The following is a 22,987-nucleotide window of genomic DNA, read 5'->3' as shown; positions in this document are numbered from 1 at the left end:
CTAGCGCCGGGCCACGGTCAGGGGAAGAGCGCTGCTCTCCGGGCGCAGATCGAGCCGCCGCAGCAGCTGCGCGTTCAGCGCCACGACCACCGTCGACGCCGACATGAGCAGCGCTCCGACCTCCATGGGCAGCACGAATCCGATCGGTGCCAGCACGCCCGCCGCGAGCGGCACCGCCAGGAGGTTGTAACCCCCCGCCCACCACAGGTTCTGCGTCATCTTGCGATAGCTCGCCCGGGACAGCTCGATCACCGAGAGCACCGAGCGAGGGTCGTCGCTGGCGAGGATGACACCCGCGGAGGCGATCGCGACATCCGTGCCCGCTCCGATGGCGATACCCACGTCGGCCTGCGCCAGGGCGGGCGCGTCATTGACGCCGTCGCCGACCATGGCGACCTTTCGGCCCTCGACCTGCAGCTCGGCCACCTTCGCGGCCTTGTTCTCGGGGCGCACGCCGGCGAACACGCGGTCGATGCCGAGTTCTGCGGCGACCGACCGGGCCACCGGTTCGGCGTCGCCGGTGATCATCACGACCTGGACGCCCAGCGCGTGCAGCGCGTCGACGGCCTGCCGGGATTCCGGCCGCACGGCGTCGGCCAGGCCGATCGCGCCGATCACCACGTCGCCGCGTAGGACGTGCAGCACGATGGCGCCCTCGTCAGCCCAGGACTCGGTCACCGGCAGCGGGCGCGCACCGTGTTCCCGAAGCAGGCCGGGGCCGCCGACGCTCACCTGCTGCCCGTCGACCGCACCCGTGACGCCCACGGCCGCGGATGCCCGGAACCCCGTCGCCTGCGGCACGCGCACCCGGCGTTCTCCAGCCGCCGCCACGATGGCTCGGGCCAGCGGATGTTCGCTGTCGGCTTCCACGGCCGCCGCCAGCGCCAGCAGCTCGCCTTCTGCCCCCGATGCATCCCCGACCGCGTCCACCGACGCATCCGTCGCCGCGAGGTGCGTGACCGTGGGTGCGCCCGTGGTCAGGGTGCCGGTCTTGTCGAACAGCACCGCGTCAACCGTTCGCATGCTCTCCAGGGCCAGCCGGTCCTTGATCAGTACGCCGCCCTTCGGATCAGTACGCCGCCCTTCGCGGCCCGCTCTGTGGCGATCGAGACCACCAGCGGAATCGCGAGCCCGAGCGCGTGCGGGCAGGCGATCACCAGCACGGTCATGGTGCGCACGACCGCGATCTCCGGCATGCCGAGCAGCGCCGACCAGACGAACGCGGTGACCACGCCGGCGCCGAGCGCGAACCAGAACAGCCAGCCGGCCGCCCGGTCGGCGAGGCGCTGCGCGTGCGACGACGACGACTGCGCCTCCGCCACAAGCCGCTGGATACCGGCCAGGGCCGTGTCGTCGCCCACGGCGGTGATCAGCACCCGGAGCGCCGTGTCCGTGGCCACTGTGCCCGCGACAACCGGGTCACCCGGCCCCCGGCTCACCGACCGGGACTCCCCCGTGATCATCGACTCGTCCACGTCGGCGGTGCCCTCGGTGACTCGCCCATCGGCCGGCACCCGGCCGCCGGGACGAACGATGACGAGGTCACCCACCCGCAGCTCGGTCGGGGCCACCACCTGAACCTCGCCGCCGCCCGCACCGCCCTCGATCCGCTCCGCCTGGTCCGGCAGCAACGCCGCCAGCGATTCGAGCGCCGTGGAGGTCTGGGCGAGCGAGCGCATTTCGATCCAGTGGCCCAGCAGCATGATCGTGATCAGCAACGCCAGCTCCCACCAGAAGTCGAGTTCGGGGGCCAGGATGCCGAGGCTCGCCCCCCACGACGACACGAACGCGACCGTGATCGCGAGTCCGATCAGGAGCATCATGCCGGGCTTCCGTGCACTGAGCTCCGCGACGGCCCCCGTGAGGAAGGGCTGCCCGCCCCAAAAATACATGACGGTGCCCAGAACGGGCGAGATCCACTGGATTCCGGGCAGGTCGGGCCTGGAGTATCCGAGAACCATCGAAAACATGTGGCTGAAGGCGACAACCGGCACACTGAGGGCCAGCATCCCCCAGAACAAGCGCCGGAACCCGGCCACGTGGTCGCCGTGACCGGTGTGGCCCATGGCCGCGTGGCCGCCCGCATTCATCGCCCCGTGATTCTTATCCATACCGCTAAGGTATACCCCCCAGGGGTATGCTTTCAGAAGACAGCGCAGCACCGCACCACGGCGCCGCACAACGAATGATAGGAATTCCGATGACCACCCCGACCCCGTCCCCGTCCCCGTCCAGCCTGACCGAGGAGTTCCAGGTCACCGGCATGACCTGCCAGCACTGCGTCGGAAGCGTCGTTGCCGCGCTCGGCAAGCTCGCCTCGGTGGAAGCCGTCACGGTGGACCTGAACAGCGGCGGAGCCTCCACCGTTCGGGTCACCAGCGCCGCCGCCCTCGACCGGGCCACCGTGGGATCCGCCGTCACCACGGCCGGATACCAGCTGGCCTGAACCGAAGTACGGGTGTCACCCTGCCGGCGGTCCTGCTACGCTCGCGCCGAATGATTCGGCATCTGCGGGGACGGAGAACGGATGACCGACAGTCGTGCACGTGTGATCGTTCAAGAGGGGCCGTGGGGTTTCTTCTTCCTGCTGGCCTATATCGGAGCCGCGATCTACTTCGTCTCCGTCTCAGACGGCTCCTTCTGGGGTGTCATCCTGGGGCTGCTCCAGGCGATCGTCTGGCCGGTCTACGTCGTCTATCACGCGTTGGTGCTGCTCGGCGCTTGACCGCGGCTCAGCGTCGGGCGTTCGACTCGGGACGCAGCCGGATGAGCCGATGCGGGCCATCCTCCTGCAGCTCGGCCACGTCGCTCCGGGACGACAGGAAATCGGTGAAGGACCGGAAGCCGAGCGGCTTCTCGTTGAACGAGGGGTCCATCCGGCGCATCTGGTTCTTGACCGATCCGGTGTTCAGCCACTCGTCGTCGTCGCCCTTGGCGTGAGCGATCTGCAGGGCACGCACGAGGAGCTCCGTCGCGATGGTCTGCGGGTCGATGTCATCGGCCGGTTCCGGCTCGTCGAAGGGCAGATCCTCGGTGTGCGAGAACATCGGAACCATCGTCAGATTACGGGCCGGGATGGCGGCCGTTTCGGGTTGCGCAACCGCCACCGTGACCGCGGGCCCGGCAGCCTTCCGGCCCGATGGGGGCTTCTCCGCAGTCGCCGCGGCCGCAGGAGCACTGAGGGTGACCTTGGCAATTCCGGGGAGGGAGTCGTAGTCCTCGAATTCGTCACAGGCGGCCGCGAGGGAGGTGCTGGTCGACCCGGCGACTCCGATGCCCACGACGAAGCGACCGAGCCGTTTCGACTTCTGGGCCAGGGCGATGTAGTCGGAGTCACCGGCGATGATGATGACATGGGTGAGGTCGGGCAACCGGAAGAGGTCTTCGACCACGTCGACGGCCAGACGGATGTCCGCGCCGTTCTTAGTGCCCCGCGTGGTCGTGGTGAACAGCTGGGTGAGGTCCACCGCCCGCGACATGAGCTGACGCTGGTAACTCGCATTGACGGGCACCGACCAGTCGGCGTACGCGCGGTTCACGACCAGTGTGCCGAATGACGCGGCAAAATCGATGATGGCGTTGAAATCGACTGTCGCGGCGTTCAGTCTCGCCGTGATGACGGGGTCGGCATCCGAGCTGGACCGGTCGAAATTACGGATGCCGTCGCGCTGGAAGGCATTGCGACCGTGCAACTGCTGATAGCGCGAGATGACGATGTTGTCGAAGTCGATATAGAGGCCGACGCGTGCGTCGTTCGGTTCAGTCATGGTGGATTCCTTCAGCTACCGGGCAGACGGATCGGTCGCGACCCGGACTCAAGTCTGCTGCGCGTGACGCGACGACAGCAAACCCACATCGGATCGGCGCCGGGTCGCGACCAGCAGGATTCCGGCGCCGGCCAGCAGAACACCCAGGACAAGAGTCCCCCCAGCGGCGAAGCCCGTGTCTGCCAGGGTCGGCCGTGCGACGACAGCCGTGGCCGGCTCGTCGTCCAGTACGGGGACCGTCTGCCCTGACGGGGCCGGGGCCGGGACCGCGGTTTCGGTGGGAACGGGGAGGGGCTGGGGTAGAGCGAGGGCGTCAGACCGTTAGGGGATGGTCAGGGTTGCCTGGGCAGGCGCGACGCCCGGCTCGGTCCCGGAGGGTTCCGGGAAGCAGGAGCCGACAAGCACGACAGTCCCCACGAGCGTCGCGGCGTTCGTGCTCAGCCAGAGCGACACGGGCTCCAGCGGGACAGTGGCGACGCCGTCAGCGAGAACGACGATGGCAGGCGTCAGCACGATTGAGCTCGAGGACCGCCGCAGGTGCACAATAAGTCATGGCCAATGAAGATCCATGCCCGGTTTTCTTTCTTTCCGATAGCACCGGGATCACGGCGGAAACGCTCGGGAGCACCCTGCTGTCCCAGTTTCCCACTCTGGAGTTCGACCGCACGACGATCCCGTTCATCCTGAACGTGGACCAGGCCCGGGCCGTGGTCGACCTGATCGACGCTCTGGTGGAGCGCGGCCAGAAACCGATCGTGTTCTCCACGGCCGTGACCAGCGACATCCGCCACACCCTGGGCACCTGCAAGGCGACTCTGATCGACCTGCTCGGAACCTACCTGGGCGAGCTCGAGGAAGCCCTGGCGACTCAGCCCAGCAACGAACCGGGTCGGGCGCACGGCCTCGGTAACGCCGCCCGATACCAGTCCCGAATGACGGCGGTCGAATACGCGATGGAGCACGATGACGGCCAGAGCCTGCGCGCACTCGAGAAGGCGCAGCTGATCCTGGTCGCCCCGTCGCGCTGCGGCAAGACTCCCACAACGATGTACCTGGCGCTGCAGCACGGCATCTTCGCCGCGAACTTCCCGCTTGTGGACGAGGATTTCGAGCGGGAAGGGCTCCCCAAACCGCTGCGGCCATTCGTGGACAAGTGCTTCGGGCTCACCACCAATCCCCTGCGCCTGAGCCAGGTCCGCACCCAACGGCGCGAGGGTTCGCCCTACGCCTCCCTGCGCCAGTGCGGATTCGAGCTGCGCAGTGCGGAACGGCTGTACGCCTCCCACGGCATCCCGTTCCTCAACTCGGCGAGCATGTCCGTGGAGGAGATGTCGGCCATGATTCTGCAGCAAATGAACCTCAAACGTTGACTCACGTTCGAAACGCAGACAAGTGAACATGTCAATCAAGTAAACAAATCGGGCTCAGGCGGGATAGACCTGCCACTATGGGACCAGGGCGCTTATCCATGAGATGAGCCTCCTCACCTCGTGGCCTCACCTCTGGTCGCACACTGCAAGGGAGCAGAACACATGACGACAGACATCCTCTGGTTTTCAGAGATCGGCCTCACCGACCTGGAGCGGGTGGGCGGCAAGAACGCCTCTCTGGGCGAAATGGTGCAAAACCTGACCTCGGCCGGCGTCAAGGTGCCCGACGGCTTCGCCACCACCGCAGACTCCTACCGCCGCTTCCTCTCCGATTCCGGTTTGGACCGGCGGATCATCGAGCGCCTGAAGGGCCTCGACATCGACGACGTCACCGAGCTGGCAGCGGCCGGCAAGGAAATCCGCGGCCTGATGCGCGACACGCCCTTCCTGCCCGAGTTCGAGTCCCAGGTCCGCGCCGCCTATGCCGCCCTGGTCGAGAAGCACGGCGGCTCCGACGACATTTCCTGGGCCGTGCGCTCCAGTGCCACGGCCGAGGACCTTCCGGATGCGTCCTTCGCCGGTCAGCAGGAGACGTTCCTGAATGTGCGCGGGATCGAGAACATCCTGCCGGCCATCAAGGATGTCTTCGCCTCGCTCTACAACGACCGGGCGATCGCCTACCGGGTGCACCACAACTTCGAACACGCCGAGGTGGCGCTGTCGGCCGGTATCCAGCGCATGGTGCGCTCGGACATCGGCTCCTCCGGGGTCATGTTCACGATGGACACCGAGTCCGGCTTCCGCGACGCGGTCTTCATCACCTCGTCCTACGGGCTGGGCGAGGCCGTCGTGCAGGGCGCCGTCAACCCCGACGAGTTCTACGTCTACAAGCCGTCGCTCGAGGCCGGCCGTCCCGCCATCCTCAAGCGCACCCTCGGCGAGAAGGCGCTGCAGATGACCTTCACCCAAAACCGTGAGATCGGCCGCACGATCGACTTCGTGCCGGTGGACGTCGCACTCCGCAACCTGTTCAGCATCACCGACGCGGACGTGGAGGAGCTGGCCCGCCACGCCCTCTTGATCGAGGCGCACTACGGGCGCCCGATGGACATCGAGTGGGGCAAGGACGGCGTCGACGGCGGCATCTACATCCTGCAGGCCCGCCCGGAGACCGTGCAGTCGCGGGCGACCGCCGTGTCCCAGAGCCGGTTCAAGATGAATGAGACCGGCAAGGTCTTGGTCGAGGGGCGCGCGATCGGCCAGCGGATCGGCGCCGGCAAGGTGCGCATCCTCTCCTCCATCGACCAGATGGCGAGCTTCGCCACCGGTGACGTGCTCGTCGCGGACATGACCGACCCCGACTGGGAACCGATCATGAAGCGCGCCAGTGCCATCGTGACCAACCGCGGCGGCCGCACCTGCCACGCCGCGATCATCGCCCGCGAACTCGGCATCCCCGCAGTCGTCGGCACCGGGACCGCCACCGACATCCTCTCCGACGGCCTCGAGGTCACGGTCTCCTGCGCCGAGGGTGAGGCCGGCCTGATCTACGAGGGTCTGCTCGACTTCGGCATCGAGGAGACCGCGCTCACCACCCTGCCGCCGGCACCGGTGAAGGTCATGATGAACGTCGGCACGCCGGAGCAGGCGTTCACGTTCGCCCAGCTGCCCAACCACGGTGTGGGTCTCGCCCGGCTCGAATTCATCATCAACCGGCAGATCGGCATCCACCCCAAGGCCCTGCTCAACCTGGCCGACCAGCCCGACGACGTGACCCGCGAGATCAACACCCGCATCGCCGCCTACGGCAACCCGCGCGACTACTACATCAAGCGCCTGGCCGAGGGCGTGTCCACCATCGCGGCCGCGTTCGCCCCTGAGACCGTGATCGTGCGGATGAGCGACTTCAAGTCCAACGAGTACGCCAACCTCATCGGCGGACCGGCCTACGAGCCGCACGAGGAGAACCCGATGCTCGGGTTCCGCGGAGCGTCCCGCTACCTCGAGCCCTCGTTCCGGGACTGCTTCGACCTCGAATGCGAGGCCCTGTCGTTCGTGCGCAACGAAATGGGGCTGACCAACGTCAAGCTGATGATCCCCTTCGTGCGCACCCTGGACGAGGCCGCCGGAGTCATCGAGCTGCTCGCCGAGAACGGGCTGCGCCGCGGGGAGAACGGCCTCGAAGTCGTCATGATGTGCGAGCTGCCGGCCAACGCACTGCTCGCCGACGAATTCCTGGACTACTTCGACGGCTTTTCCATCGGCTCCAACGACATGACGCAGCTAGCGCTCGGCCTCGACCGCGACTCGGCGATCGTCGCCGGCAGCTTCGACGAACGCAACCCGGCCGTCAAGAAGCTGCTCAGCATGGCGATCGCGGCCTGCAAGGCCCGCGGCAAATACGTGGGCATCTGCGGTCAGGGCCCCAGCGACCACCCGGACTTCGCCGAGTGGCTCGTGGCCGAGGGCATCGACTCCGTGTCACTGAACCCCGACACCGTGGTCGACACCTGGCTGCGCCTCGCGGGCGTCACCGCGGGCAGCAACCACTTCGGCACGGATGACGATGCCACCGACCCCGAGGAGGCCTCGGCCGCCTGATCGATGGTCGACTTCGACCCACGGGCATGGCGGCGGAGCCATCGCGCCCCGGGGGTCGAGCCCGTGGAGACCCCGCGCCGACGGTCAGTAGACGTACGGCTGGGCGGGCTGCTCAGTCGGCGTGATCGTGCTCGGGACAAGCACAATGGCCTCCTCGCTGCTAATGCTCGGGTTGGTTTCGAAACCGCTCTCGATCGAAACCCAGCTGTCGGTCGGGTATTCGTCCTGCCAGCCGGGGTAGTACACGGGGATGCCGACCGGCTGCGCGTCGACCGCGCAGCAGGAAACCACGAATCGGGCCACGAAGAACACGTTCTCGGGGTCACTCGTGTCCGGCGTGACGAACCCGGTCACTGTCGCGGTCTTGTCGGCAAAGAAGTCCTCGCCGGCGCCTTGGCGCAGCAACGAGGACCAGTCCCGCACGGTGAAGGTCGAGTAGTCGCCGCCGACGAGGCTGTCGGCCTCGCTCTGCGTGAGATCCGAGGTCGAGCCGTTGAGGTCGCGCTTGGCGACCGTGGCCGTGGTCAGGGTCGCCGGCGGCAGCACCAGCAGGCCCACGGTGGCCGAAACGATGATCAGGATGCTGCCGGCCGACCAGAGCCAGGCCCACCGTCCCCCGTCGTCGAGGATCTCGTGCTCGTCTTCGGCGGCGGTCACGAGGGCGAACGCCGCCACCACGAGTGCGGCGGCGATCAGGGCCATCACCATCGTGAACACGAAGTACCGGGGGTGGATGTAGAGCCCGAGCTGCCCGTTGACCCCCAGCCAGACCGTGGCCACAATGCCCACGATACTGAGGAGCGCGCCCTGCCAGCGCCGCAGGAGACGTCTAAACGGCATAGTTGATCGCCAATCCGAGCGCCGCGGAACAGAGCGCCACAATCAGGGTGAGTTGCACCAGGGTCTTGGCCGTGAACGTGGTGCGCAGCAGGGCGAGCATCTTGATGTCGATCATGGGGCCGAAGACCAGGAAGGCCACGATGGCGCCGGGCATGAAGGTCGCACCGAACGAGAGGATGAAGAAGGCGTCGACGTTGGAGCAGATCGAGACGACGAAGGCCAGGGCCATCAGTGCCAGCACGGACCAGACAGGGCTGCTGCCGAGCGTCACGAGCACCTCGCGGGAGACGGCGGTCTGGATCAGCCCGGCCAGCCCGGCGCCGATGAAAAGCGCCGGCAGCATCGCGCTGGTCTCCTTCGTGAACAGGCCGGCGCTGCGTTTGATCTTGCCGTCGGCCGCGTCGTGGTGGTCGCCGAGCGCACACGCATCCTGAAACCGGGGGGTGAGCAGGGATTCGGGTTTCGGATGCCGGCTATAGATATAGCCGATCAGGTTGGCGATCAGGAATCCGCCGGCGATGCGCCAGACCAGGATGCCGCTGTCCCAGCCGAAGGCCTGCTGGGTGGTGATGATGGTCACCGGGTTGAGGATCGGGGCGGCGAAGAGGAACGTCATCGATTCACCGACCGTGAGGCCCTTGGCGATCAGGCCACGGGCGAGGGGCACGTTGCCGCACTCGCAGACCGGCAGCAGCATGCCGAGCAGTGAGAGCACCACCCGCCGGGCAGCCGGGTTCTTCGGCAGGCGCCGCAGCAGAAACCCTTCCGGTAGCCAGATCTGCACCACGATCGACAACACGATCCCCAGGAAGACGAATGGCAGCGACTCGATCACCACGCTGATCGACAGGGTGACGAAGTCCCGGACGGTGTCCGCCAGGGTGTCGGCCGGGGCCTCGGGCGCGAATGCGCGGAGCAGGATGACCAGGCCGATGATGACCAGGCCGACGATCAGGCCCCGGCCGGGCCTCTTTCTCGCCGCGAAGGGGCGCAAAGCGGTGGTTCGGCTCATGTGCCCATCCAGTGGTGTTTCGGCTCCGACGCGCTAAGGGCGGGAGGATATCGGGGGGAGGTAGGTGCGCACATCCGTCGTCAACCGCACCAGTCAGGGAGGAAACCGGACACGCTGCGGCTGCTGGTGCCCCGGTCGAGGTCGACCAGGGTGGTGGTCATGCCCGTAAACGCGGGCAGAGTCGGGTAGTCGTCGCCGAGGCCGGCCGCCGGGATCGTCTCCACCGCGAGGTACTGGCCGTTCGGCGACACGCAGAAGTCCCGCACCCGCGACGAGTCGGATGCGGGCGTGAAGGCGACACTCGACTTACCGGCGTCGGTGACGGCGATCAGGGAGGCGAGCTGGTTGATGTCGCCGGTCTCCTGCAGGAACAGACGGGCGTAGCGCCCCTGTTCGCTGAGCAGAACGAGCTTGCCGGGGTAGGCGTTCTCATCGAGCAGGCTCGGCGGGAGGTCGAGGGTGGTCACGGCCCCGTCGGCGAGGTCGATCGTGGAGCCCTGGTCGGGGTCGGCGACGACGAGCGCGCGGGTGCCGGGTACGAACCCGCGCATCTCGTCATGCTCGCCCAGCGGGGTCAGCACGGCGTCGCCCAGCATGTCGATCAGAAACATGGTCTGCCCGGTGTTCTGCACGACGAGGGAGGTGCTGTCCGGCACGAACCCCAGGTCCATCACCGTCATCGGCAGGCCGTCCACCCCGGTGACCTCGACCGGGAGGCCCGAGTACTCCGTCAGGTCGTAGACGAACGGGGTGCGGTCGTAGCGTCGCCCCGCCGTCTCCGGGGCGCTGGTGAAGGTGTAAGCGATCAGGTATTTCGACGGGGAGGCCGCCAGGTTCTCAATTACGCCTGCGCCCGGCACTGGCACCTGCACGTTGTCCCCGCCCGCGAACGAGACCACCTCGATGGCGGCCGTGTCGTCCTCGGCGAGCGTGACGGCGGCGAGGTGGTCCTCCAGGGCGACATACTGCTGGATGCGCGGGGCGCTGAACACGATCTCGCCGTCGCCCCGGCCCTGCAGGGTCGTGCGGCGCACGGTGTCGGGCCGCTTCGCCCCGGCGTCGCCCGCCCGGCTGTCGCGCTGCAGTGCGTAGATGTCGATGTCCGGGGTCGTGAACTCGTATTCCAGGGTGGAGGTGGCGTCCTGGGTGGTGGCGGCGACATCCGTCACCGTCACCGTATACACGGTGTTGTAGCGCAGGATGCCCGCGAACTGCACGGTGAGGTTGCGGTCGGCGACACTCGCCGAGACCTCCGTCGCCGGGGACACCGTCACCTGACCGGCCGTGATCTCGGCGAGCGGCTGGTTCGCGGTGAGCAGCAAACGGGGGTTGCCACGCATGACGGAGGCGTCGAGGTTGATTTCGGCAGACGCGAGCCGGGGACCCTGGTTGAAGTTCGCCGCCGCGAGGCCCGCCACGAGCAGAACGAGCACCGCGATCGTGGCCGAGAACAGCCGCCGGAATCGGCGCTGCGCCGTTCGAACGGCGCGCGCGTCAGCCGTCGGCGCGAGGGCGGCCGGGTTCGCGCTCGGTTCACGGTTCATCCGACCAATCGTACCGGGCGGCTCCGGCCGGCTCCGGGAGGTGACGGGGCGGTGAACGGCCGGTAACCGGGGGCCCGCGGACACGCGGGATGGCAGGGAGCCCCTACCGGAGAAATCGGCGCAGCGGCCTCGGGGGCATAGGATCGTGGGTGTATTCAGGCGCATGCAGCCCTAGACCTGGTCCGCATCGTCGTCATTCGCGTTCTCGCCGCGTTGGCGCACATCACGTCGATCCACCCTGATCGAGATCGTGACCCTATGACCGATTCGATCAGAGCCCCCCTCTCTGAGGACCTACCGAGCAAGGCACCAGTTATGACTTCTACGCGATTCCCCCTGTCGCGCGCGGAAACGCGCGACCGGCTCCTGTCCCTGCACGGCGTTCTCTTCGACCTCGACGGGGTGCTCACACCCACCGCCGACGTTCACATGGCCGCCTGGTCGCGGCTGTTCACCCCGTTCCTCGAGGAACAGGGCGTGAGCCCCGCCTACAGTGACGCCGACTACTTCCAGTACATCGACGGCAAGCCCCGCTATGACGGCGTGCGGTCGCTGCTCGCCTCCCGCGGCATCCTGTTGCCCGATGGCGACCCGACGGATGCCCCGGAGCTCAACACGGTCTGCGGCCTCGGGAACCGCAAGAATGAGGCCTTCAACGAGACCCTCGCCGAGAGCGGCGTCACGCCCTACCCGGGATCGATCGCGTTCCTCGACTACGTCGTGTCCGCCGGCCTCTCCGTGGCCGTCGTCACGAGCTCGCGCAACGGGGAGAAGACCCTCGCGGCGGCCGGAATCCGTGGCCGCTTCGAAATCGTCGTCGACGGCCTGCTCTCCGCCGAGCGCGGACTGGCCGGCAAGCCGGCCCCCGACACCTACGAGCTCGGCGCCGCGCTCCTCGGACTCGATGCCGCCCAGTGCGTCGTCGTCGAAGACGCTCACTCGGGCATCCAGGCTGGCCGCGCCGGCAACTTCGGCCTGGTGCTCGGAGTGGACCGCGGCGTCGGAACGCAGACCCTGCTGGACGCCGGCGCCGACGTCGTCGTCCCGGACCTCCACGACCTGCTCCCCCACGCCGAAACGGAGCCCGCCGAATGAACCGGATCGACACCGACCCCCTCGACCGCAACCGGTTCCCGATCGACGAATGGGCCCTGGTCGAGAAGGACTTCTCCGGCGACGACATGGGTCGCACCGAGACGCTATTCGCCGTCGGCAACGGCTACCTCGGCCTGCGCGGCAATGTGGACGAGGGCCGGGACGGCCACGCCCACGGCACCTTCATCAACGGTTTCCACGAGACCTGGCCGATCCGGCACGCGGAGGAGGCCTTCGGCTTCGCGCGCGTCGGGCAGACGATCGTCAACGCGCCGGACGCCAAGATCATCCGCATCTACGTCGACGACGAGCCGCTCGTCCTGACCCTCGCTGACCTGCTCAGCTACGAGCGCCGCCTGGACTTCGCCGGCGGCATCCTCTCCCGGTCCCTCGAATGGCGCACACCCTCGGGCAAGCGCGTGCTGATCCAGTCGCGCCGGCTGGTGTCGTTCACCGAACGCCACCTCGCGATCCTCGAGTACGAGGTCACGATGCTCGACGCCGACGCGTCGGTCGTCATCTCCAGCCAGATCCTCAACCGCCAGGACGGCATCGGCGAGTACGACGCCCCCAAGCCCACCAACGGCAAGGACTTCGACCCGCGCAAGGCCGAGTCGTTCACCGACCGGGTGCTACGCCCCCGCTTCAAGCGGGCATCCGACGGCCGTTACATCCTCGGCTTCCGCTGCACCAACTCGGGCATGACCATCGCCTGCGCCGCCGACCACCAGATGGAGACGCTCAACGAGTACGACGAGGCCTCGCACATCGGCGACGACCTCGCCAAGCACGTCTACCGCATCAAGGCCAAGCAGGGCCAATCCATCCGGCTGACCAAGATCCTCAGTTACCACACCTCCACCGGCGTGCCCACGCACGAGCTCGCCGACCGTTGCGACCGCACCCTCGACCGCGCCGTGGCGGCCGGAACCGAGCACTACGTCGCCGAGCAGCGCGACTGGCTCAACGCTTTCTGGGCGCGCACGGATGTCGAACTCGCCGGCCAGCCTGCCCTCCAGCAGGCCACCCGCTGGAACTTCTTCCAGCTCGCGCAGGCGTCGATGCGTGCCGACGGCCAGGGCGTGTCCGCAAAGGGCGTGTCCGGCTCCGGCTACGGCGGCCACTACTTCTGGGACACGGAAGTGTACGTCCTCCCGTTCCTGACCTACACGTCGCCGAACGCCGCGCGCAACGCGCTGCGGTTCCGGCACGCGATGCTCGAGCATGCCAGGGCCCGCGCCACCGAGCTGAACCAGCTGGGCGCACTGTTCCCGTGGCGCACGATCAACGGTCTGGAGTCGTCGGCGTACTACGCCGCCGGCACCGCGCAGTACCACATCGACGCCGACATCTCCTATGCGCTCAGCCAGTATGTGTCGGCCACCGGCGACGAGGACTTCCTCTCCCGCGAGGCCATCGACATCCTGGTGGAAACGGCGCGCATGTGGGCCGACCTCGGCTTCTGGCGCGGCAACGGCAACGACGTCTTCCACATCCACGGCGTCACCGGACCCGACGAGTACACGACGGTCGTCAACGACAACCTCTACACGAACATCATGGCGCGCTCGAACCTGCGGGCCGCGGTCACGAGCGTGCGGCGGCTGCGCGAGGTCGACATCGCCTCCTACGACTTCATGGTCGCCCGCCTCGGACTCGACGAGGCCGAGATCATCGAGTGGTCGTTCGCCGCGGAAGCGATGCACATCCCCTTCGACAAGACCCTGGGCATCCACCCGCAGGATGCGCAGTTCCTGGAGAAAGAACGCTGGGACCTCTCGCAGACCCCGGTGGCCAACCGCCCGCTGCTGCTGCACTACCATCCCCTCGTGATCTACCGCTTCCAGGTGCTCAAGCAGGCGGATGTCGTGCTCGCCCTCCTGCTGCAGGGCGACCAGTTCACGCCGGAGCAGAAACGCGCCGACTTCGACTACTACGACCCGATCACCACGGGTGACTCGACGCTGTCCGACGTCGTGCAGTCGATCATCGCGGCCGAGGTCGGCTATCACGAGCTCGCGCTGCGGTATTTTACCTCAGGGCTGTTCGTCGACCTCGCCGATCTGCACCACAACGCGGCGGACGGCGTGCACGTGGCATCCGCCGGCGGCGTGTGGAGCGCGCTCATCTACGGCTTCGGCGGCATGCGCGACCACGGCGGCAAGATCACCCTCGACCCGCGTCTGCCCGAGACCTGGGAGGCGCTGACCTTCCGCATCACGCTCCGGGGCACCCGGCTGCGCGTGGACGTGCGGCAGACCGAGGTCAACCTCACGATCGAGGAGGGCGTCGACGTCATGCTGGCCGTGCGCGGCGTCTCCGTCATCGTGCGGATGGGCCTGCCCGTCACGGTCCCGCTGACCCACCAGGGTCCGCGGGACTCCGGAGCACCCTCGCGGGCGCTGGTCGAGGGCGGGCGACGGGCCGACGGCACCGTCATCACGTCGTCGATCCCGACGATCGCGCACACCTTCGAGTTCATGGAGGCGAACGACTAGCTCCGGCTCCGGCTCTAACAAATTCGACGGAGATTTTGCCCAAACGACCGCATTTCACGTGAGTATGGCCGGTTCTCCCCAAAATCTCCGTCGAATTCGCTGGGGGCTCGGGCCTGCCGGAGGTCCGGTGCGCCCCGGCATCTAGGGTCCTGGGCGTGAGACTAGAGCGCGGGTACCGGGTACCGGAAGCCAGATTCCGGGTACCGGGTGCGATGCCGCTCTACAGAGCCGCCTGGATGGCCTCCGCATAGGCCTGGTAGCCGACGGGGGTCGGGTGGAAGGCATCCGGGCCGGCGAAAATGACCCACGAGTCGATGTCGCCGATGGCGTGGCCCTCGAAGGCCGCGGACACATCGACGTATTCGATGCTGGAGTTCGGTCGGGTTGCCTGGGCCTGGGCGACGACACCCTGGATGGTCTGGTTCAGCGCGATCGTGGCGCCATTGAGTTGGGCGATCAGCGGGTCGGCCGAGGGGGCGAAGAGCAGCGGGTAGCCGGTGACGACCACGTGGGCCTTCGGGGCGGCCACAGCGACCTGCGCGTATGTGTCGGCCAGGCGGGCTGCCAGCTCACCGGAGTAGAGCAGGGCCCCGGCGGTGGAGATGGCGTTCCCGCACGCAACCGGATCCGCGGAGGCGCACGCCGCGGCCACGCCGGCCACATTCAGGTCGTTGCCGCCCACCGTCAGCGTCACCAGGGTGGTCCCCCGGTTCAGGGACGACAGCTGCATGGTGGTGACATCCCCGGTTGTGGCCAGGCTGCAGCTGACGTTCCGTAGGAGGTTGGTGCCCTTCACCGCGTCCAGGAGAGCCGGGTAGCCGTTCGGGCTCTGCAGGCAGCTGTCCACGTAGCCAAGGCCACCCTGTCCGGCTGCATAGGAGTCGCCCAGGGCGACGTATTTGTTGACGGGGGCCGTGGGCGCGGCGGATGCCGGGAGGGCACCGGCAGCGAGCACGCCCGAGGCGGAGAGAACGGCGGCGATGACGCTGGACAGGACACGGGTTCGGGTTTTCATGGCCTGACTGTACTCGCAACCGCGCGGCGGGCACAGGACTATTTTCGGCTCGGCCCCAGCGGCTCCATGAATGCGGCCCTGCGCTCGGCCATCTTGGTGTGCTCAGCCGCCCGGTGCATCCGCTGCCTGGCGCCCTGACGACGGTTGAGTTCCCATCTGGCTCGGTCGATGGCACCGCCGATGCCGTTGAGGAGGCATTCCCGCCTTTTTCGGGGCACCAGGCCGCTTCGGAGCAGCCAGGCGGTCAGTTTCTCGACCAGATCGAGCGCCAGGCGGTGAGCGCACCAGGAGACGACGACGCTCAGACGAGGCGAGGCACGTAACGGTAGTACTCGATGCCCTGGTCGTAGAAGTCGGGGCCGTTCGCGGTGCCGAGGTGGTCGACGATGAACTGATCTTCGGCCGGGGCCGGCTCCAGGTCGCCCGGGCGTCCCTCGTGCAGCGCGATGTACTGCGCCTCGGTCAGGTCGACCGGGTCCTGTAGCGCGGCCTCGAAATTGATCAGCGCGGCGGCGGCCTGCCAGCCGGCGACCACCCGCATGGGGAGGGCCTCGGCGGCGTCGCCACTGCCGTAGCCGAGCGCGAGCCACTCCTGGCCGGCGAGTTCGAGGCCCTCCGCCCGGGCGTGGTTGAGACCGGATGCGAGCCAGGCCGGCAGGGCCGCCGTGTAGAGGTTGCCCAGGTCGCGCATGGCGTCCGAGCCGAGGCCGAGCTTCTCGCTGACCAGGGTGGTCCAGAGCCCGGTGCTGCGCAGGTGCTGGCGCAGGCGGCGGGACAGCGGGAAGACGTCACCGGTGATCTCGCCGATGTCGGCTCCGTTGCCGTGGAACGGCGACGGTGCGCACAGTTCGGCGAGCAGGAGGTCGGGGTCGATCCCGGCATCCGCGCAGTGCGCGCGCAGCTGGTCCCGGCCCGATTCCTCGTCGGCCGCGAGGGTGAACAGATAGGCCATCACCCAACCGGTCGCCGGCATCTGGTGGTACGGGCGGTGCATGAACACCCGGTCGACCTCGTTGAAGTAGTCCAGGGAATTGCCGGGGCGCTTGCCCAGCATGGCCGTCATCGCGTGATGGGTGGCGTCGATGTAGCAGCTGGTCGAATACCGGCCGTTGAATACGGGCAGGTCCTGCATCTGCCCGTCGTCGCGGGGCGGCTGGCCGCGGAAGCGCGCGAACGGCTTGCGGAAGTCCGCCACCCGGTAGTCGGAGTCGCTGCCGGACCCGGCCAGGTTCACTTCCAGCAGTCGGGCCTCGCTCTCCAGCAGCACGGCGACGGCACCGGCACCCTGGGTGGGCTCACCGCTGCCGCCGCGGGCGTACTCGGCGATGTCGGCGGAGACGACGATGGCCTGGCGGCCCACGCCATCCGTCGCCAGATAGCGCAGGGCGGCCTTGATGCCGTAGACGCCGGCGAGGCAGGCCTGCTTGAACTCGGGCACCTCGCAGTCTCGCGCGAGCAGCGGCATGCCGTGGGCGGAGAGTGCGTCGTTGACCATGCCCTTGACGATGACCGCGCCGGCCGAGTTGTCGCTGCTGGACTCGGTGCCGAGCGCCAGGAGGCCGACCTGGCCAGGATCGATGTCGTAGTCGCGGATCAAACGCCACACCGCGTTCGCCGCGAGCGTGTAGACGCTCTGGCCGGGGCCGCGCATGCGGAAGCTCCGCCCGACGACATTCTTGACCTTCCCCCACGGCTGGTCGTTCCAGTCGCACCAGGCTTCCAGCTGCACCCGGTAGGGAGGCACGAACAGGGAGAATCCACTAATTCCAGGTGTCAACGGTTCCCTCTTCAGGTTTGGCGTGGTTGTTCACCCACACCGGGTCTCAAACGCACCATCCCATTATTCACGGATCGGTAGGTGAAAGTGGTGACCAGGAGCAGATCGTCAGGCGCCACCAACCCGAGCCGGGCGGCGCGGCACCCCGGGAAGCGACTAAAATCGAGGGAACCCGATCGGAGCACCACTGTGGACCAACCCATCGATGGTGGCGCCACCGCCGTGGCCCGCGCGCACAGCAACATCGCCCTCGTCAAATACTGGGGCAAGCGCGATGCCACCCTGAACACGCCCGCGGTCGGCTCCATCTCGGTCACGCTCGACGCGCTCTACACCGACACCCGCGTCACGTTCGCGCCCGACCTGGCAGTCGACGAATTCTGGCTGGCCGGATGCCGCAGCGACGCAACGCGCATCACCCACGTTCTCGACCTGGTACGTGGGTATGCCGCCAGCATGGGTCTCCCCACCGCCGGGCTGAACGCCGTCGTGTCGTCGACGAACAACTTCCCGACCGGGGCCGGCCTCGCCTCGTCGGCCTCCGGTTTCGCCGCCCTGGCGCTGGCCGCGTCCGGCGCCGCCGGCCTCGCCCTGCCCGCCCGGGAGCTGTCGATCCTGGCCCGGCACGGCTCCGGTTCGGCCGCCCGCTCGATCTTCGGCGGCTTTGCCGAGATGCACGCCGGCACCGCCGCGGACGGCTCCGACGCCTATGCGGAGGAGCTGCTGGACCGGGCGGACTGGCCGTTGGCCGTGGTCGTGGCGATCACCGAGCACAGCGAGAAATCGATAAATTCCACAATCGGCATGAACGAGAGCAAGGCGTCCTCGCCGTTCTACCAGGCCTGGCTCGACTCGGCCGACGGCGACCTCGCGGAGATGCGGGGCGCCATCCATGACCGTGATTTCACCCGGCTCGGGGAGCTCTCCGAATACAACTGCCTGAAGCTGCACGCCCTGATGCTCACGACGCGTCCCGCGCTGATCTACTGGAATGCCGCGACCGTCGCCGCGATGCATGCCGTGCAGGGCCTGCGCGCCGCCGGTGTGTCGGCCTACTTCACCATCGACGCCGGCCCGCAGGTCAAGGTGCTCTGCCGGCCGGGCGACGCCGCCGCGGTGCAGCACGCGATGGCGCTCGTGCCGGGCGTGCACGAGGCGCGGATCAGCGCGCTCGGCCCGGCCGCCTTCCGGCTGGAATGATCATGGCGACGACCCAGCCGACGCCCCTGCCGACGGCACCGATGCCGACGATTCGGACGTCCGCGCCCGGCAAGCTCTTCCTACTGGGCGAATACGCCGTGCTCGAGGGCGCACCGGCCCTGCTGACCGCCGTCGACCGGCGGGTGGAGGTGACGATCGACCCGTCCCCCACCGGGTCCTGGCAGGTCAGCGCGCCCAATCTGGGCATCCGTGCTCTGGGGCTGGGCACGGATGGCGCCCTCCCGGCCGGACTCAGCGACCGGCAGCAGGCCCACCTCCGCGTCTTCGACGAGGTGCGCGTCGCCGTGCAGACCGCGGCGCGGCAGGCGCGCGAGCTGCAGCAGACCGACCCGCGCGTCCGGCCGGAGACCTCGACTCCCCCGCTCGCGATCACCATCGACAGCAGCGCACTGTCCCGGGGCGGCCACAAGCTGGGCCTCGGCTCCAGCGCCGCCGCTGCCGCCGCACTGACCGACGCCCTGGCCCAAGCGCTGGGTCTGACCCTCGACCGGAACGACCTGTTCCACCTGGCCCACGCCGCCCACCGGAGCGCGCAGAACGGTGCCGGAAGTGGCGGAGATGTGGCCGCGAGCGTGCACGGCGGGCTGATCCGCTATGCCCCGGGTACCGCAGCGGTGCCGCTTCGCTGGCCGGAGGAGCTCCGCATCTCCGCCGTCGTCACCGGCGAGGGCGCGCTGACCACCCGCCTGGTGGGCCGCGTGGCCGACTACGCCGCCGTGAACCCCGCCCAGCACCGGGCCGACCTCGACCGGCTGACGCGCCTCGCCGAGGCCGCCGAGGCCGCGCTGGCCGACCCGGCCGACTTCCTGCGCCTGGCGTCCGACTACTTCGACGCCCTGTCCGCGCTCGACAACCATGCCCGGGCCGGCATCGTGAGCCTGCGGCACCGCGAGCTGCATGCCCTCGCGGAGCGCGAGGGCGGCGTCTTCAAGACCAGCGGGGCCGGCGGCGGAGACGTCGGTCTGGCCTTTAGCTACGCTGGAGAACCCACCGAGCGACTGGCCGGGGCACTTGCCCGGGCCGGGGCCGCCATCGTCCCGCTCGGCCTCTTCGCCGCCGGCCTACAGGGAGGTACCGCGTCATGAGCCGGTCCCGCATCCCCCGCTTCTACCAGTTGTCGGTCCGTGAGCGCATCGCGCTCCTCCAGCAACGCGGCGTTCTGACGACCGATGCCGCCGCTCACCTCGCAGACGGAACATCCGCCCTCGACGTGGCCGCCGCCGACCGGTTGATCGAGAACGTGATCGGCGTCTTCTCGATGCCGATGGGACTCGGCCTGAACTTCCAGATCAACGGCCGGGACTATCTGGTGCCGATGGTGGTCGAAGAGCCGTCCATTGTCGCCGCGGTCAGTTCCACGGCCCTGCTGGTGCGCCAGGCCGGCGGGTTCACGAGCGTCGCCGACGAGCCGCTGCTGATCGGCCAGATCCAGGTTCTCGACCTGATCGACCCCGAGCGCGCCCGGGCCGACCTGCTCGCGCGCGGCGACGAGCTCGTCGCTCTGGCCAACAGCGGGCATCCGAATATGGTGGCGCGCGGCGGCGGCGCCCGCGGCGTCGAGGTCTTCCTGCGCGGTGGCACGGTGCAGAACGGCGAGCTGCTCGTCGTGCACCTGCTGGTCGACACCCGCGACGCGATGGGCGCCAATCTCGTCAATTCGATGTGCGAGCGGCTGGCCCCGCTGGTCGAGGAGATCAGTGGCGGCCGGGTATTCCTGCGTATCCTGTCCAACCTCACCGACCGGGCCCTGGTGCGCGCCCGCGCCGTGATCCCGCACGCGCTGCTCGAGACCGCCGACTTCCCAGGCGTTCGGGTGCGCGACGGCATCGTGCTCGCCAACGAATTCGCGGCGATGGACCCCTACCGGGCCACCACGCACAACAAGGGAATCATGAACGGCATCGACGCCGTCGCCCTCGCCACCGGCAACGACTGGCGGGCGATCGAGGCGGCCGCACACGCCTACGCCGGGCGCGGCGACGGTTACGGCCCGCTCACCTCCTGGAACGTGAACGACGCCGGCGACCTCGTCGGCGAGCTGACCCTCCCGCTGAAGGTCGGCACGGTCGGCGGGCAGGTCGAGTCGAACCCGGCCGTTCGGCTCGCGCACACGATCCTCGGGGTGTCTTCGGCGCCCGAGCTGGCCGAGGTGATGGCCGCCGTCGGGTTGGCCCAGAACCTGGCCGCGCTCAAGGCCCTGTCGACCAACGGCATTCAGCATGGCCACATGCGCCTGCACGCGCGGGCCGTGGCGGCCGCCGCCGGCGCCGGCGCAGCCCGGTTCGAGGAGGTCGTCGAGAAGCTGATCGCCGACGGCGAGATCAAGGTGTGGAAGGCGCGCGAGATCATGCAGGCCCTCGACGCGGCCAGCGACGGCGACCGGACCATCGATCCGGCCGTCACGGATGCCGGGTCCGGCGCCGCGGCATCCGTCACCTCTCCCGCTCCTGGGCTCACGCCCCGGCCCGCGGTCATCCGCACGCCCAGCACTGCCACGCCCCCTGCAGCCACGACCCCCAGCGCCCCCGGCCCGGATGCCCGCCTCGGCTTCGGCAAGATCATCCTGATGGGCGAACATTCCGTCGTCTACGGCTACCACGCGATCGCCGCCCCGATCGGGCTGTCCGTGCGCGCGCAGGTCACCCGCCAGGAGTCACTCCTCGAACCGGTCATCGCGGACTGGGACGTCGACGGCTCGGTGCGCGAACCGATCCGCGCGGACCTCTCACACCGGGTGGCGGCGCTGATCGCGTCCCGGCTCGGCGTTTCCGCCGTGGGCCTCCGCGTCGACGTCTTCTCGCACCTGCCACGCGCCAGCGGCCTGGGTGCCTCCGCCGCGTTCGCGGTTGCGGTGATCCGCGCCGTCGCCGACAGCTTCCGGCTCACGATCAGCGACGCCGAGGTGTCGAGCCTCGCCTTCGAGTGCGAACAGATCGTGCACGGCACCCCGTCGGGCATCGACAACACCGTGGCCACCTTCGGCCGGTCGGTCCTGTTCCAGAAAACGGATGCCCCGGGCGGCCACACCATCCGCGACGTCTTCACTCCACATCCGATCCCGATCGTGATCGGGCTGTCCGGGGTGGAGTCGCTGACGAAGCAGACCGTGGGCCTCGTGCGCAGCGCCTGGCAGCGCAACCCCGCGCGCTACGACGCAATCTTCAGCCAGATCGACGGGCTGGTACTGGCCGGCGTCGATGCGCTCCGCCGCGGCGACATCGCCGAGCTTGGCGAGCTGATGAACATCAATCAGGGGCTGCTGAACGCGCTCCAGGTGTCCAGCCCGGAGATTGAGGCGCTCGTGGCCATCGCCCGCCGTGCCGGCGCGCTCGGAGCCAAGTTGACCGGTGGCGGGGGCGGCGGCGCCATGATCGCCATCGCCGAACCCGGCGGCACCGAGCCGATCCTCACCGCCATGCGCAGCGCCGGCTACACCACGTACCTCACCGAGATCCGCTAGAAGCACGGATCCCGAACCTGTATTCGACGTATTCGGAACCGGGCATCCTGTAATTCCCGGTAGAAATACCCGGCTCAGACGGCGATCATTCACAGGTTTCGCTCGGAGTTATCCACACCGCGAAGCCCCGTGATCATGCGGGCGACAGTCACTTTTCGCACTGCTGTCCACAGGGTTGTCCACAAGGCTGTGGATAGACGTATCTTCGACGTCCTCCGGTCCAGTCCACCGGGCGCAGGTCTCGATCGGCGGTCTTACTGCGGGCCGAGGCGCCCAGGCCATAGGTCGATGCCCAAACCGTTCTCAAGACGAGCCACGGTCGCGAGATCGGGCCAGGAGCGCCCATGCAGCACCGAGAGCAACGTCGTGTGGTCGAGCCCGGCATCGCGCGCAGCGGCGCGCACGCTCCGCTCGCCGATAGCGGTTTGCACGTTCACCGCGAACCGACGGGCCACCTCCCCAACGGAATCCGCCGACGAAACGTCGGGCCACCCCTCCACGAGGTCACGGGGAGCAGGGCGCGCCGGTCTGGACATAGCCCGAGCGTAGACGACGAATGCGCGTCCCACCCCACTGGTCGAGCACCGGTGGTCGAGCTCGTCGAGGCCCGGTAGGCCGCCCTCGAGATGAGCGTACAAATCTTCTAATAAACTTGCCCAAGTATGTGAACCACTCTCAACTACGTGTGCCCATTAAGGTATCCTTGGAACATGATGAACCTCGCGGAAGACCTCAGGCAGGCGGCCGAGGCTGTGGCCCTGTTGGGCTCTTCGAGTGCGGACTATGA

17 protein-coding genes and 1 pseudogene are annotated in these 22,987 nt (G+C 68.4%); 9 read left to right on the top strand and 9 right to left on the bottom strand.

Annotation, left to right across the window (positions count from 1 at the left end):
- A pseudogene (locus E3O67_RS13840) lies at positions 1-2,111 on the bottom strand (heavy metal translocating P-type ATPase).
- Between the two features lie 89 nt (positions 2,112-2,200).
- Here E3O67_RS13840 and E3O67_RS13835 point away from each other — a divergent pair.
- Both E3O67_RS13835 and E3O67_RS13830 read left to right on the top strand, forming a co-directional pair.
- Complete coding sequence (locus E3O67_RS13835; protein ID WP_135102961.1) at positions 2,201-2,446, top strand: heavy-metal-associated domain-containing protein; 246 nt, start codon at positions 2,201-2,203, stop codon at positions 2,444-2,446.
- Between the two features lie 81 nt (positions 2,447-2,527).
- The gene (locus tag E3O67_RS13830; RefSeq protein WP_134428668.1) at positions 2,528-2,725 is read left to right on the top strand and encodes a hypothetical protein; all 198 of its coding nucleotides are present in this window, start codon (positions 2,528-2,530) and stop codon (positions 2,723-2,725) included.
- 7 nt (positions 2,726-2,732) lie between these two features.
- On the opposite strand, the gene E3O67_RS13825 is transcribed toward E3O67_RS13830, so the two are convergent.
- On the bottom strand, positions 2,733-3,767 hold the full coding sequence (locus E3O67_RS13825) for an NYN domain-containing protein (protein ID WP_135102960.1): 1,035 nt from the start codon (positions 3,765-3,767) through the stop codon (positions 2,733-2,735).
- Between the two features lie 321 nt (positions 3,768-4,088).
- Positions 4,089-4,280, bottom strand: coding sequence for a hypothetical protein (locus E3O67_RS13815; protein WP_135102959.1), 192 nt, complete (start codon positions 4,278-4,280; stop codon positions 4,089-4,091).
- Between the two features lie 38 nt (positions 4,281-4,318).
- Here E3O67_RS13815 and E3O67_RS13810 point away from each other — a divergent pair, with 38 nt between their 5' ends.
- Together E3O67_RS13810 and ppsA are read left to right on the top strand one after the other, a co-directional pair.
- On the top strand, positions 4,319-5,137 hold the full coding sequence (locus E3O67_RS13810; RefSeq protein WP_134428662.1) for a pyruvate, water dikinase regulatory protein: 819 nt from the start codon (positions 4,319-4,321) through the stop codon (positions 5,135-5,137).
- Between the two features lie 162 nt (positions 5,138-5,299).
- On the top strand, positions 5,300-7,738 hold the full coding sequence (gene ppsA, locus E3O67_RS13805; RefSeq protein ID WP_134428660.1) for a phosphoenolpyruvate synthase: 2,439 nt from the start codon (positions 5,300-5,302) through the stop codon (positions 7,736-7,738).
- 84 nt (positions 7,739-7,822) lie between these two features.
- Here the strand turns inward: ppsA and E3O67_RS13800 are convergent, their stop codons facing one another.
- From E3O67_RS13800 to E3O67_RS13790, 3 genes are all read right to left on the bottom strand, one after another.
- Entirely contained in the window at positions 7,823-8,578 is a 756-nt protein-coding gene (locus tag E3O67_RS13800) for a TIGR03943 family protein (protein ID WP_134428658.1), read from the bottom strand.
- On the bottom strand, positions 8,568-9,590 hold the full coding sequence (locus tag E3O67_RS13795) for a permease (RefSeq protein ID WP_134428656.1): 1,023 nt from the start codon (positions 9,588-9,590) through the stop codon (positions 8,568-8,570). The genes E3O67_RS13800 and E3O67_RS13795 overlap by 11 nt, the downstream gene beginning before the upstream one ends.
- An 80-nt stretch (positions 9,591-9,670) precedes the next feature.
- Positions 9,671-11,134, bottom strand: coding sequence for an Ig-like domain-containing protein (locus tag E3O67_RS13790; RefSeq protein ID WP_134428654.1), 1,464 nt, complete (start codon positions 11,132-11,134; stop codon positions 9,671-9,673).
- Positions 11,135-11,449: 315 nt separating this feature from the next.
- Between E3O67_RS13790 and E3O67_RS13785 the strand changes: the two genes are divergently transcribed.
- Together E3O67_RS13785 and E3O67_RS13780 are read left to right on the top strand one after the other, a co-directional pair.
- Complete coding sequence (locus tag E3O67_RS13785) at positions 11,450-12,229, top strand: HAD family phosphatase (RefSeq protein WP_134428652.1); 780 nt, start codon at positions 11,450-11,452, stop codon at positions 12,227-12,229.
- Entirely contained in the window at positions 12,226-14,727 is a 2,502-nt protein-coding gene (locus E3O67_RS13780) for a glycoside hydrolase family 65 protein (RefSeq protein ID WP_134428650.1), read from the top strand. Before E3O67_RS13785 ends, E3O67_RS13780 begins: the two co-directional genes overlap by 4 nt.
- Before the next feature lie 220 nt (positions 14,728-14,947).
- Here E3O67_RS13780 and E3O67_RS13775 read toward each other — a convergent pair whose 3' ends face one another.
- Positions 14,948-15,742 carry an SGNH/GDSL hydrolase family protein gene (locus E3O67_RS13775; protein WP_135102958.1) on the bottom strand — a complete coding sequence of 265 codons (795 nt, stop codon included), beginning with the start codon at positions 15,740-15,742 and terminating at the stop codon, positions 14,948-14,950.
- 301 nt (positions 15,743-16,043) lie between these two features.
- Positions 16,044-17,519, bottom strand: coding sequence for a hydroxymethylglutaryl-CoA synthase (locus tag E3O67_RS13770; RefSeq protein WP_135102957.1), 1,476 nt, complete (start codon positions 17,517-17,519; stop codon positions 16,044-16,046).
- A gap of 189 nt (positions 17,520-17,708) precedes the next feature.
- Here E3O67_RS13770 and mvaD point away from each other — a divergent pair, with 189 nt between their 5' ends.
- The 3 genes from mvaD to E3O67_RS13755 are packed head-to-tail and all read left to right on the top strand — an operon-like array spanning position 17,709 to position 22,200.
- Positions 17,709-18,719, top strand: coding sequence for a diphosphomevalonate decarboxylase (mvaD, locus tag E3O67_RS13765; protein ID WP_198418987.1), 1,011 nt, complete (start codon positions 17,709-17,711; stop codon positions 18,717-18,719).
- Positions 18,720-18,721: 2 nt separating this feature from the next.
- Positions 18,722-19,825 (top strand): mevalonate kinase, encoded by a 1,104-nt coding sequence (locus E3O67_RS13760; protein ID WP_198418986.1) that lies wholly within the window; start codon positions 18,722-18,724, stop codon positions 19,823-19,825.
- Positions 19,822-22,200, top strand: a complete 2,379-nt coding sequence (locus E3O67_RS13755) for a hydroxymethylglutaryl-CoA reductase, degradative (protein ID WP_135102955.1) — start codon at positions 19,822-19,824, stop codon at positions 22,198-22,200. The genes E3O67_RS13760 and E3O67_RS13755 overlap by 4 nt, the downstream gene beginning before the upstream one ends.
- A gap of 254 nt (positions 22,201-22,454) precedes the next feature.
- On the opposite strand, the gene E3O67_RS13750 is transcribed toward E3O67_RS13755, so the two are convergent.
- Positions 22,455-22,736 (bottom strand): helix-turn-helix transcriptional regulator, encoded by a 282-nt coding sequence (locus E3O67_RS13750; protein ID WP_135102954.1) that lies wholly within the window; start codon positions 22,734-22,736, stop codon positions 22,455-22,457.
- Positions 22,737-22,987 lie beyond the last annotated feature (251 nt).

Source organism: Cryobacterium sp. TMT3-29-2, from assembly GCF_004564305.1.
Classification (GTDB): Bacteria; Actinomycetota; Actinomycetes; order Actinomycetales; family Microbacteriaceae; genus Cryobacterium; species Cryobacterium sinapicolor.
The sequence above is the reverse complement of the archived record's forward strand: the minus strand, read 5'-3'. Positions and strand labels throughout refer to the sequence as shown.